The following is an 11,979-nucleotide window of genomic DNA, read 5'->3' on the forward strand; positions in this document are numbered from 1 at the left end:
TGGACACCTTCAGCTGCGCGCCTATCCCAGCACCACGTTGGCGGCGCTCTCCGGCAGATCCTCGCCGAAAGCGCGCTGGTAGAACTCGGCCACCACCGAACGCTCCAGTTCGTCGCACTTGTTGAGGAAGGTCAGCCGGAACGCCATGCCGATGTCGCCGAAGATCTCGGCGTTTTCGGCCCAGGTGATGACGGTGCGCGGGCTCATCACGGTCGACAGGTCGCCATTGATGAAGGCCGAGCGTGTCATGTCGGCGACGCGCACCATCTTGTTGACGATGTCCTTGCCCTTGTTGTCGCGATAATGCTTGGCCTTGGCCAGCACGATGTTCACTTCGTTGTCGTGCGGCAGGTAGTTCAACGTGGTGACGATCGACCAGCGGTCCATCTGCGCTTGGTTGATCTGCTGCGTGCCGTGATAGAGGCCGGTGGTGTCGCCGAGGCCGACCGTGTTGGCGGTGGCGAACAGCCGGAAGGCCGGGTGCGGACGAATGACGCGGCTCTGGTCGAGCAGCGTGAGCCGGCCCGACGATTCCAGCACGCGCTGGATGACGAACATCACGTCCGGACGGCCGGCATCATATTCGTCGAAGCAGAGCGCGACATTGTGCTGATAGGCCCAGGGCAGGATGCCGTCGCGGAATTCGGTGACCTGCAGCCCTTCTTTGACGACGATGGCGTCCTTGCCGACGAGATCGATACGGCTGACATGGCTGTCGAGGTTGACGCGCACGCAGGGCCAGTTGAGACGCGCCGCCACCTGCTCGATATGCGTCGACTTGCCGGTGCCGTGATAGCCCGACACCATGACGCGGCGGTTGTAGGCAAAGCCGGCGAGGATCGCCAGCGTCGTCGCCTTGTCGAACAGATAATCCGGGTCGATGTCCGGCACGTGCTCGGTCGCCGCCGAATAGGCGGGAACGACCATCTTGGACTCGAAGCCGAATTTCTCCTTCACCGACACCGTCGTGTCGGGCAGGTTGGCGATGTCGCGATCGACCTTGTTCATCACTATCAACGTCTCCACGGGCGAAACGCCGCGTTTCGCCGGCAATCGATTTTGTCCGGGGGCGGTCTTAGAGCCTTTTCCAACCTTGTGAAAGTTGGAAAACGACACGGACCGTAGAGCCGCTCAGCACAATCCTGCCTGCTTGAGCACGCGATAGGCCTGCAGCACATCGCGGAACCGGTCTTCCGAACCTCTGTCGCCGCCATTCGCATCCGGATGATGGCGCTTAACGAGTTCCTTATAACGCGCCTTGATGTCCTGACCAGTCGCCTTTGTGTCAAGGCCAAGCGTTTCCAGCGCCTTGGCCTCAAGCGGCTTTGCCTTGCGCTCGCGCGGCTCGCGCGCGCCGGCGCCGAACAGATTGAACGGATCGCGCATGCGGTTGTAGTAGCTGGCGCGACCCGAACGCTGCTGCGCGAAATCGGGCGCCGAGCGCGTCCCGCCGCCGTTGGCGCCCATGCGCCATGTCGGCCGGTGGCCGGTGAGCGCCTCTTTCTGGAAGCGTGCGATCTCGCTGTCCGACACGCCGGAGAAATAGTTGAAGCCCTTGTTGTATTCGCGCACATGCTCGAAGCAGAAGCGGAAATACTCGCCCTCCTTGAGGCGTCCGACCGGTGCGCGATGCGTCCCGGCCTCGTTGCAGCCATCCCACTGGCAGACCGGGGCGCGCGACTTCAGCTCCGCGTCCTTCTCCGGCCGGATTCGAATTTTCTCGAAATATTTGGGATACGCTTTCATCTCCCCCATTTATGGGCTGTTCGCATATGCGAAACAAGAATTGACATTTCGCCGATGATCGCCCTAACCGCTGAATCGCGGCTTAAAAGCGGTCGAAAACGTAGATTTTGCGGCTGTGCCGTAAATGTGGTGAAGGGAAGCCCGAATGTCCATACAGGCAACCATGGAAGATAAGCTGAAGGCGGCGTTCTCGCCCGAACGGCTCGCCGTCATCAATGAAAGCCACCTTCACGCCGGCCATCACCATGTCGAGCACGGCCACGAAACGCACTTCGACGGCACCGGCGAGACGCATTTTCGCGTCCGCGTCGTCTCGGCCGCCTTTGCCGGCATGAGCCGCGTCGAGCGCCACCGCGCCGTCAACGAATTGCTTGCCGACGAATTGAAGGCCGGCGTGCATGCGCTGGCGATCGAGCCGGCCGCGCCGGGCGAGAAGACGCGCTGGTAATTAGCCCACGGTCGCCTTGAGGAACGCCAGGGCCGCGCTTGTCAAGGCGTCGCCCTCCTTGCCGAAATCGCGATTGATCGACATATGCGTGTAGGCGCTGCCGTCGAACAGCGTGACGTTGGTTCCGGTGGCGCGCAGGCCTTTCGAGAAAGCTTGCGACGCTTCGCCCCGCCCGGGCGCGCGAATGGGCGATAAAGGGCGGCGGATGCTTCCTGTCGTCGACATGGCTCGCCGGCGACAGCGCCGCCCACTGTGTCGGGTCGGAGAAAGCGCGTGCATAGGCACCCACCATGCCGCCACTCCTGAAAAGCGCCACAAAATCGTAGGCCCTGGTATCGTCCAGGATCAGCGCGACGACACCGGGCAGTCCGCCGCGCATGCCGGTCAAGGCAACCAGATGGCAGCCGGCCGAATGGCCCATACCCACGATGCGACTGGGGTCGCCGCCGTATCGGGCGATATTGGCGCGCACATAGGCGTAGGCTCGTTCGACATCGTCGGCCTGCATGGCGACATCGGCTTGCGGCAACAGACGGTAATCGATCGAGACGAAGACGAAGCCGTTGGCAAGCAGGAAGCCCGGCTTGGCGCCGACCTGGCTGCGTTTGCCGAACCGCCAGGCGCCGCCATGGACGAAGAAGACCACCGGTGCGTTATTCGCGTCCGATGCGTAGATGTCGAGCTTGGCCGGACCGTAGTCAACGGTTTGCGGTGCTGGCTGGCCCGGACGCCCGGCGGCTGATGCACCTTTCGGCAGCAGCACCCCCAGCGATGCCGCGATGAAGCTGCGTCGACTGATCATTGTCATCTCCGGCCGGCGCCGGCGGAAGCGCGCCGCGCACCTCGATTGGATCAATAACAACAACTTGTGGGTGCCAAACCAGATCCCGCCCTTGAAGCTCCGGCGGCAATCACCACGTATTTTGCAGGGCGAGCATTTCGGCCGCGTCGGGTATCAACCGAGGTCAATGCCAGATTGCATGCGCTATCCTTCACGTGAGGGAACCAACAGTGCTTTCCGGCAGTTGATGCAGCGATGAGCCGATTGGCAGCCCATCGGCTCCGAGGCAAAGCACCATGCGCGAGAATCAATCCGACGTCTTCGATCTGTTTTCGGAGATTTATTCCAACGCCGCCCAGGAAGAGATCAGTCTCCAGCAATACCTGCTGGCCTGCCGTGAAGATAAATCCATGTATGCGTCGGCGCCCGAACGCATGGTCGAGGCGATCGGCGAGCCGAATCTGATCGACACCAGCAAGGACGAACGGCTCGGCCGCATTTTCTCCAACCGGACCATCAAGATCTATCCCTCTTTCTCCGATTTCTACGGGATGGAGGACACGATCGAGCGCATCGCTGGATATTTCCGCTACGCCTCGCAAGGACTGGAGGAGCGCAAGCAGATCCTCTACCTTCTCGGCCCGGTCGGCGGCGGCAAGTCCTCGCTCGCCGAACGGCTGAAGAAGCTGATGGAAGAGCGGCCGATCTACACGCTCAAAGTCGGCAACCAGATCAGCCCGATCTTCGAGTCGCCGCTTGGCCTTTTCCATCCCGACCGCATGGGCGATCTGCTGGAGGATAAATACGGTATCGCCCGCCGCCGCCTGAACGGACTGATTTCGCCTTGGGCAGCCAAGCGCCTCGATGAGCTATCGGGCGACATCTCCAAATTCAGCGTCGTCAAGCTGATGCCGTCGCGGCTGCGTCAGATCGCCATCGCCAAGACCGAACCCGGCGACGAGAACAACCAGGACGTCTCGGCCTTGGTCGGCAAGGTCGACATCAGGCAATTGGAGAATTTCAGCCAGTCGGACCCGGATGCCTATTCCTACAGCGGCGGCCTCAACCGGACGACGCAAGGCCTGCTCGAATTCGTCGAGATGTTCAAGGCGCCCATCAAGGTCTTGCATCCGCTGCTGACGGCAACCCAGGAAGGCAGCTACAACGGCACCGAGAATTTCGGCTCCTTCCCCTATCAGGGCATCGTCGTCGCCCATTCCAACGAGTCGGAATGGCAGCAGTTCAAGAACAACAAGAACAATGAGGCCTTCCTCGACCGCATCCTGGTGGTCAAGGTTCCCTATTGCCTGCGCATCACCGAGGAGCGGCACATCTACGAGAAGCTGCTGCGCGAGAGCGAGCTGGCGAACAGCCCCTGCGCGCCCGAGGTGCTCGACATCCTCAGCCGCTTCACCGTCTCGACCCGTCTCGCCGAGCATGAGAACTCGCCGCTCTACACCAAGATGCGCGCCTATGACGGCGAGAACCTCAAGGAGGTCGATCCGAAGGCGAAGTCGGTCCAGGAATATCGCGATGCCGCCGGCGTCGACGAAGGCATGACCGGGGTCAGCACCCGCTTCGCCTTCAAGATCCTGTCGCAGACCTTCAACTACGACACCAAGGAGGTTGCCGCCGACCCGGTGCACCTGATGTACATCCTCGAGGAGGCGATCAAACGCGAGCAGTTCCCGAAGGAAACGGAAGCCGCCTATCTCGAGTTCATCAAGTCGGAACTCGCGACGCGCTATGCCGAGTTCATCGGCCACGAGATCCAGAAGGCCTATCTGGAGTCCTACAGCGAGTACGGCCAGAATCTCTTCGACCGCTACATCGCCTACGCCGATGCCTGGATCGAGGATCAGGACTACAAGGATCCCGACACCGGCCAGATCCTCAACCGCGAGGTGCTAGACAAGGAACTGTCGCAGGTCGAGAAACCCGCCGGCATCGCCAATCCCAAGGACTTCCGCAACGAAGTGGTCAAATTCACCTTGCGCGCGCGGGCGCGCAACCATGGCCGCAATCCCTCCTGGACGAGCTATGAAAAGCTTCGCGAGGTTATCGAGAAGCGCATGTTCGGCCAGGTCGAGGACCTGCTGCCGGTGATCAGCTTCGGCTCCAAGCAGGACAGCGTCACGGAGAAGCGGCACAATGAATTTGTGCAGCGCATGATGGAGCGCGGCTACACTCAGCGGCAGGTGCGACGGCTGGTCGATTGGTACATGCGCGTGAACAAGGCGGGCTAAACAACGCCGGAACGGTTCCATGCCGATCTTCATCGACCGCCGCCTGAACCCGAAGGACAAGAGCCTGGGCAATCGCCAGCGCTTCGTCAGGCGTGCCCGGGAGGAGCTCAAGCGCAGCATCCGCGACCACGTCCGCACCGGTGGTATCGCCGACATCGACCGCGAGCACACCGTGCCGATGCCCCGCAAAGGCACCAGCGAACCGACCTTCAGCAACGACAAGGCAAGCGGCCGGCGCCAACACATCCTGCCCGGCAACAAGACGTTCAGCCCCGGCGACCTTATCGCCAAGCCGGGCGGCGGTGAAGGCTTTGGGTCCGCCCCGGGGACCACGGAGTCCGAAGACGACTTCCGTTTCGTGCTGTCGCGCGAGGAAGTGCTCGACCTCTTCTTCGAGGACCTCGAACTGCCCGATCTGGTCAAGCTCAACCTCAAGCAGATATTGAGCTACAAGCCGAGGCGGGCAGGTTTCGCGGCAAGCGGGGCGCCGACCAACATCAATGTCGGCCGCACGATGCGCAACAGCCATGGGCGGCGCATCGCGCTGAGACGGCCCAAACAGGCAGAGCTCGACGCGATCGCCATGCAGATTGCCGAGCTGGAAGCGAAGCCGGCAAGTGCCGCGTTGCGCGAACGCATCGCCAACCTGCGCGAACAGTTGGACCGACTTGAGCGCCGGCGCAGGCGCATTGCATATGTCGATCCGGTCGACATCCGCTTCAATCGCTTCGATCCCCAGCCCGTGCCCAATGCGAACGCGGTCATGTTCTGCTTGATGGACGTCTCGGGCTCGATGGGAGAGCGCGAGAAGGACCTGGCCAAACGCTTCTTCGTGCTGTTGCATCTTTTCCTGACGCGCCGCTACGAGCGCATCGAGGTCGTCTTCATCCGCCATACCCACGAAGCCAAGGAGGTGGACGAGCATACATTCTTCTATCACACCGAAAGCGGCGGCACGGTCGTCTCCACCGCGCTCGAGGAAATGCACCGCATCATCGAGGAACGCTATCCCGTCGCCGAATGGAACATCTACGCCGCCCAAGCCTCCGACGGCGACAATTTCGCCACCGACTCCGAGCGCTGCATAGAACTGCTCGACCGCAAGCTCATGCGGCTTTGCCAGTATTTCGCCTATGTGGAGATCATCGACGAGCGGGAAAGCCATATTTTCGGCTCGACCGAGAACGGGACGTCGCTGTGGCGCGCCTACAACGCCGTCGACGGGAAATGGCCGAACTTCCAGATGAGGCGCATCGCCGCGCCGGCCGACATATATCCGGTCTTCCGACAGCTCTTCGCCAGGCAGCCCGATCTGCGCAAGAGCGCCTGAGGGCTACGGCAATGGTCAGTCAGGCGCGCAAATCCGAGCTGCTGTTTTCCGGGTCGGACTGGGATTTCAAGAAACTGTCCCAGGTCTATGACGAGATCGAAGCGGTCGGCCGCGAAGAGCTTGGTCTCGATATCTATCCGGTGCAGATGGAGGTCATCTCTTCCGAGCAGATGCTCGACGCATATTCCTCGGTCGGCATGCCGCTGATGTACCGGCATTGGTCGTTCGGCAAGCGTTTCCTCCACGACGAGCTACTCTACCGCAAGGGCGCGCGCGGCCTGGCCTATGAAATCGTCATCAATTCCAATCCCTGCATCGTCTACCTGATGGAAGAGAATACCATGGCTCTGCAGGCCCTGGTGACCGCCCATGCCGCGCTTGGACACAACCATTTCTTCAAGAACAATCATCTCTTCCAGCAATGGACCGACGCCGGCGGCATTTTGAGCTATCTGGATTTTGCCAAGAGCTACATCGCCCGATGCGAGGAAAGGCATGGCCTGGCCGCCGTCGAGGCGATCCTGGATTCGGCCCACGCGCTGATGGAGCAAGGCGTATTCCGCTACCGTCGGCCGCCGAAACTGTCATCCGAGCAACAGCGCGAAGGGCTGCGCGAGCGCCTCGAATACGAGGAGCGTTCCTTCAACGATCTCTGGCGAACGCTGCCGCCGCCGCAAGAAACCGGCGAGACCAAAACTGGCGGTAACGACAATGCGGCCGAGCGGAAGAAATCGCTCAATCTGCCGGAAGAGAACCTGCTGTATTTCCTGGAGAAAAACAGCCTCGTCCTTGAACCCTGGCAGCGCGAGATCGTCAGGATCGTGCGCGTCATCGCGCAATATTTCTATCCGCAGCGGCAAACCCAGGTGATGAACGAAGGCTGCGCCACCTTCGTTCACTATACGCTGATGAACACGCTGTTCGATCGTGGCCGCATCAGCGAAGGCGCCATGCTCGAGATCCTGCGCAACCACTCGAACGTCATCTTCCAGCCGGCATATGACGACCCGCGCTTTTCCGGCATCAATCCCTATGCGCTCGGTCTCGACATGATGCAGGATATCCAGCGCATCTCGACCGCGCCGACGACCGAGGACCGCGACTGGTTTCCCGACATCGCCGGCCGCGGCGACTGGCGCGACACACTGCTCGACGCCTGGGCCAACCACCGCGACGAATCCTTCATCCGCCAGTATCTGAGCCCGGCGCTGATCCGCAAATGGCGGCTCTTCGTGCTGGCCGACGGCGCCGACGAGCCGCATTACGAAGTCGCCTCCATCCACAACGAGCGCGGCTATGCAAAGATACGGTCGGCGTTGGCGCAAAGCTACGATATCGGCGCCAGTCGCCCCGACATCCAGGTGGTCGACGTCGACCTTCTGGGCGACCGGCACCTGCGGCTCCAGCACACGGTGAAGGACGGCGTGATGCTCGAAGCTGAAAGCCGCGACGCGACGCTGCGCCATATCCGCAACCTCTGGGGCTACGACGTCAGCCTGGCCGCAATCGACGGCGGAACCGGCGCAACGCTCAGCGAGCGCTGGACCAAGGAACTTTGAGCGACATTGTTCGTACCTCAGGCCGCCTCAGCCCTCACCCGCCGGCCTGATCCTCAACCTCGCAATACGGTTCTTGTCGCGCTTCATCACCACGAAACGCTTGCCGTGGAAGGTGAAAGCCTGCTTCTCCTCCGGGATCGACTGCGTCTCATGAATGACGAGACCGGCGATCGTCGTCGCCTCCTCGTCGGGCAGGTCCCAGTCGAGCGCGCGGTTCAGGTCGCGGATCGGCACCGTGCCGTCGACGACGACGGAACCATCCGCCTCCTTCTTCACGCCCTGCATGTCGATATCGTGCTCGTCGGCGATCTCGCCGACGATCTCCTCGATGATGTCCTCCAGCGTCACCAGTCCTTCGACCTCGCCATACTCGTCGACGACGATGGCGAAATGCGCTTTGCGCCGCAGGAAGGCGTTGAGCTGGTCCTGCAAGGTGGTGGTGTCCGGCACGAACCACGGCTTCGCCGCGATCTTCATGACGTCGATCCGCGAAAAGTCGTTGCCGACCTCGTTGAGGGCCCTCAGCAGATCCTTCGCGTGCAGGACGCCGACGATGTTGTCGAGCGAGCCCTTCCACAGCGGCATCCGGGTGTGCGGACTCGTGAGGATCTCGCGCACCACCGCTTCGGGCGCATTGTCGGCATTGACGGAGCGCATATTGGTGCGGTGGACCATGACGTCCGACACTTCGAGCTCATCGAGGTCGAAGAGACCCTCGAGCCGGTTGCGCTGCTCACCGGCAGCCGCGCCCTCGCGGCGGGCATCGTGGTCTTCATCGTTGCCGTTGCGCTCGGACCGCTGCGGCGGCTCGATCGGCCGCAGCTGATAGCCGCAAGCGGCAAGCAACCGGGCGCGGAACAGAAGCGCCAAAAGCACGATGGCGGCAAGGGCTGCGGCGACGATCCAGCCGGCGCCGTTCATCCGGGATGGCTCACCTTGAGGAAAGCCAGAACTTCCGAGGACGGCACGTCCTTGGCGATGAACGATTGGCCGATGCCGCGCGTCAGGATGAAGGTTAGCGCGCCGCGCGAGACCTTTTTGTCCTGGGTGATGAAGCCGAGCAACGCCTCGGCGTCCGGCAGCCCGCCTGGAATGTCGGCCATCCGCCACGGCAGGCCGACGGCGCGCAGATGCGCCTCGACGCGTTCCGCATCGTCCGGGCTTGCCAGGTTGAGCCGCGCCGAAAAACGATGCGCCAGCGCCATGCCGATGGCGACGCCCTCGCCATGGACGAGGCGCGCGCCGTCATATTGCGTGGCGGCTTCCAGCGCATGGCCGAATGTGTGGCCCAGATTGAGCAGCGCGCGGTCGCCGGTCTCGAACTCGTCGCGGGCGACGACGTCGGCCTTGGCGCGGCAGGCCTCGGCGATCGCCTCGATCCGCGCCGGGCCGCCCGCAAAAACGTCCCGCCAGTTCTGTTCCAGCCAGGCGAAGAAGGCCGGACGATCGATTAGCCCGTATTTGGCGAGCTCGGCATAGCCGGCGCGGAACTCGCGGATCGGCAGCGTGTCGAGCACGCCCGTGTCGGCGAGCACCAGCCTTGGCTGGTGGAACACGCCGACAAGGTTCTTGCCGCGCGCGCTGTTGATGCCGGTCTTGCCGCCGACGGAGGAATCGACCTGCGCCAGCAGCGAGGTCGGGACCTGCACGAAATTCATGCCGCGCCGCACGATGCCGGAGGCGAAGCCGGCAAGGTCGCCGATGACGCCACCGCCGAGCGCGATCACCACGTCGCGGCGTTCGAGCTTTGCGGCGAGCACGCCGTCAACCACCTCCTCGAGATGGGCGAAGCTCTTGGTCCTTTCGCCGGCGGGCAGCGTGATGACGGCGGACTGGATGCCGCCTTTCTCCAACCCCGCCTTGAGCGTGTCGAGATGCGCGGCGGCGACGTTCTGGTCGGTGACGACGGCCGCGCGGGTGCCGGGAAGGCGGCGCGCGACCTCTTCGCCGGAGCGCGCCAGGAGCCCCGAGCCGATGAGAATGTCATAGGCGCGGTCGCCGAGCCCGACTTCGACCTTCACCGCCTCGCTCACGACTCCGCCTCGTCGGTTGTGGCGCTTGTAGCGCCTGTCGCGATCGCGACGACCCCCAGATGACCGCAAAGCGCGCAGATTACTTCGCCCGCAATGATCTCCTTGCGATCGTCGCGTGTGGGCACAGTCAGGTCGGCCGTGGCATAGACCGGATAGCGCTCGCCCATCAGGCGCTCCAGCACACCGCGCGGATCGGGATTCTTGAGCAGCGGCCGGTTCTGCTTCTTGGAGACGCGCTCCATCAACAGGTCCAGATCGGCCTTCAGCCAGACCGATACGCCATGCGCGGAAATCGCCTCGCGCGTCTGCGCGTTCATGAAGGCGCCGCCGCCGGTCGACAGCACCTGCGGGCCGTTATCCAGCAGGCGCAGGATCACGCGCTGCTCCAGCGCCCGGAATTCCGGCTCGCCATAGCGCTCGAACAGCTCCGGCACCGTCATGCGCGAGACGCTTTCGATCTCCTGGTCGCTATCCATGAAGGGCAGCGAAAGCATCGTCGCCACCTTGCGGCCGATCGCCGTCTTGCCGGCCCCCATCAGCCCGACGAAGACGATCGAACGGCTGCCGAGCGCCTGGATCAGCGCGGCGCGGCCTTCGTCCATCGGAGTTGCTGGCAGAGCGTTCATCGGGCCTCTTTGCGCCGTTTCGACATCAAAAGCCTGTTTGCGTCAAGCGCGCGCGGATAAACGTCTAGGAAGCTTTTCCGGCAAAACCTCTGTCGACCGGAATCCTTCGTCCTTGAATTGCCTGGATTGGCGTCCCATAAGGGCACAGGGCTCTGGAATCGCAGAACAACAAGACGGGCGAAAATTGAATGCCGACTTTGTTTCGCTTCGTCGTGACGCTGGCGGTCCTTGCCGGCATTGCCTATGGCGCGATGTTCGCGCTGGCGATGTTCGTGGAGCCCAAAAAGGCGGAAATGAGCATCCGCATTCCAGCCGAAAAGCTAAACCCCAAGAAAACTGACGAAGCGCTGATCCCGGCCCGATGAACAGTGCCGCCCGCATCGAAGCCTTCCTCGAAATGATGAGTGCCGAGCGGGGCGCGGCCGAAAACACGCTTTCATCCTACCGCCGCGACCTGGAGGACGCTTCGGAAGCGATCAAAGGCGGGCTTGCCGGCGCGGGATCGGCCGACATCCGCGCCTATCTGGACGGTATCGCCGCACGGGGCTTCGCGCCGACCTCCCAGGCCCGAAAGCTGTCGGCGATCCGGCAATTCTTCAAATTCCTCTACGGCGAAGGCCTGCGCGGCGACGACCCGACCGGCACGCTGGACAGCCCGCGCAAGGGCCGGCCGTTGCCGAAGACGATGAGCGAGGCAGAGACCGGCCGTCTGCTCGACCGGGCAGCGCAGGAGGCGGCCGAAACCGCACCGGGTGGCGACCGGTTGGCGGCATTGCGCCTGCACGCGCTGGTCGAGGTACTCTACGCTACCGGCCTGCGGGTGTCGGAACTGGTCGGACTGCCGGTGACGGTGGCGCTGCGCGACGACCGTTTCTTCATGGTGCGCGGCAAGGGCAACAAGGAACGCATGGTGCCGCTGTCGGCCAAGGCGCGCGCCGCCATGCGGGCCTGGCTTGCCGCAAGGGCCGAGCGGCCGGTCTTTGCCGAGAGCCCGTTCCTGTTTCCGGCCTCCTCCGACAGCGGCCATCTCTCCCGGCAGGTTTTCGCCCGCGATCTCAAGGGCTTGGCCGCCCGGTCGGGGATAGAAGCGGCCAAGATCTCGCCGCATGTGCTTCGCCATGCTTTTGCCAGCCATCTCCTGCAGAACGGCGCCGATCTCAGAGCCGTTCAGCAACTCCTAGGCCATGCCGATATCTCGACCACGCAGATC

General features: G+C 63.0%; 12 protein-coding genes and 1 pseudogene. 6 read left to right on the forward strand and 7 right to left on the reverse strand.

What is annotated here, in order from left to right; genetic code table 11:
* Positions 1–21 precede the first annotated feature (21 nt).
* Entirely contained in the window at positions 22–1,008 is a 987-nt protein-coding gene (cobS, locus tag FJW06_RS26685) for a cobaltochelatase subunit CobS (RefSeq protein WP_041000295.1), read from the reverse strand.
* A 123-nt stretch (positions 1,009–1,131) separates the two neighbouring features.
* The gene (locus FJW06_RS26690) at positions 1,132–1,755 is read right to left on the reverse strand and encodes a J domain-containing protein (RefSeq protein WP_140756169.1); all 624 of its coding nucleotides are present in this window, start codon (positions 1,753–1,755) and stop codon (positions 1,132–1,134) included.
* A gap of 136 nt (positions 1,756–1,891) precedes the next feature.
* On the opposite strand from FJW06_RS26690, the gene FJW06_RS26695 reads away from it, so the two are divergent.
* Positions 1,892–2,194 carry a BolA family protein gene (locus tag FJW06_RS26695; RefSeq protein ID WP_140756171.1) on the forward strand — a complete coding sequence of 101 codons (303 nt, stop codon included), beginning with the start codon at positions 1,892–1,894 and terminating at the stop codon, positions 2,192–2,194.
* Here FJW06_RS26695 and FJW06_RS30730 read toward each other — a convergent pair whose 3' ends face one another.
* On the reverse strand, positions 2,195–2,419 hold the full coding sequence (locus tag FJW06_RS30730) for a hypothetical protein (RefSeq protein WP_246674858.1): 225 nt from the start codon (positions 2,417–2,419) through the stop codon (positions 2,195–2,197). It lies immediately after the preceding gene.
* A 205-nt stretch (positions 2,420–2,624) separates the two neighbouring features.
* Positions 2,625–3,002, reverse strand: a pseudogene (locus FJW06_RS30735) (alpha/beta hydrolase); the annotation flags it as partial.
* Positions 3,003–3,271: 269 nt separating this feature from the next.
* Here FJW06_RS30735 and FJW06_RS26705 point away from each other — a divergent pair.
* From FJW06_RS26705 to FJW06_RS26715, 3 genes are read left to right on the forward strand one after another with little or no spacing between them, the layout of a single operon-like run.
* Positions 3,272–5,221 carry a PrkA family serine protein kinase gene (locus tag FJW06_RS26705; RefSeq protein WP_140756173.1) on the forward strand — a complete coding sequence of 650 codons (1,950 nt, stop codon included), beginning with the start codon at positions 3,272–3,274 and terminating at the stop codon, positions 5,219–5,221.
* A 19-nt stretch (positions 5,222–5,240) separates the two neighbouring features.
* A complete protein-coding gene (locus FJW06_RS26710) occupies positions 5,241–6,551 on the forward strand; it encodes a YeaH/YhbH family protein (RefSeq protein ID WP_140756175.1) in 1,311 nt (436 codons plus the stop codon).
* Between the two features lie 11 nt (positions 6,552–6,562).
* Positions 6,563–8,110 carry a SpoVR family protein gene (locus tag FJW06_RS26715; protein ID WP_140756177.1) on the forward strand — a complete coding sequence of 516 codons (1,548 nt, stop codon included), beginning with the start codon at positions 6,563–6,565 and terminating at the stop codon, positions 8,108–8,110.
* 27 nt (positions 8,111–8,137) lie between these two features.
* Here FJW06_RS26715 and FJW06_RS26720 read toward each other — a convergent pair whose 3' ends face one another.
* From FJW06_RS26720 to FJW06_RS26730, 3 genes are read right to left on the reverse strand one after another with little or no spacing between them, the layout of a single operon-like run.
* Complete coding sequence (locus tag FJW06_RS26720) at positions 8,138–9,031, reverse strand: transporter associated domain-containing protein (protein WP_140756179.1); 894 nt, start codon at positions 9,029–9,031, stop codon at positions 8,138–8,140.
* Complete coding sequence (aroB, locus tag FJW06_RS26725; protein WP_140756181.1) at positions 9,028–10,143, reverse strand: 3-dehydroquinate synthase; 1,116 nt, start codon at positions 10,141–10,143, stop codon at positions 9,028–9,030. The genes FJW06_RS26720 and aroB overlap by 4 nt, the downstream gene beginning before the upstream one ends.
* Complete coding sequence (locus tag FJW06_RS26730; RefSeq protein ID WP_140756183.1) at positions 10,140–10,769, reverse strand: shikimate kinase; 630 nt, start codon at positions 10,767–10,769, stop codon at positions 10,140–10,142. The genes aroB and FJW06_RS26730 overlap by 4 nt, the downstream gene beginning before the upstream one ends.
* A gap of 188 nt (positions 10,770–10,957) precedes the next feature.
* On the opposite strand from FJW06_RS26730, the gene FJW06_RS26735 reads away from it, so the two are divergent.
* Both FJW06_RS26735 and FJW06_RS26740 read left to right on the forward strand, forming a co-directional pair.
* Positions 10,958–11,134: a histidine kinase gene (locus FJW06_RS26735; protein ID WP_140756185.1), complete on the forward strand. Its 177-nt coding sequence runs from the start codon at positions 10,958–10,960 to the stop codon at positions 11,132–11,134.
* The coding region (locus FJW06_RS26740) for a site-specific tyrosine recombinase XerD (RefSeq protein WP_140756187.1) at positions 11,131–11,979 on the forward strand (849 nt) is incomplete at its 3' end. The genes FJW06_RS26735 and FJW06_RS26740, both read left to right, overlap by 4 nt.

It is taken from the genome of Mesorhizobium sp. B4-1-3, assembly GCF_006439355.1.
Lineage (GTDB): Bacteria > Pseudomonadota > Alphaproteobacteria > Rhizobiales > Rhizobiaceae > Mesorhizobium.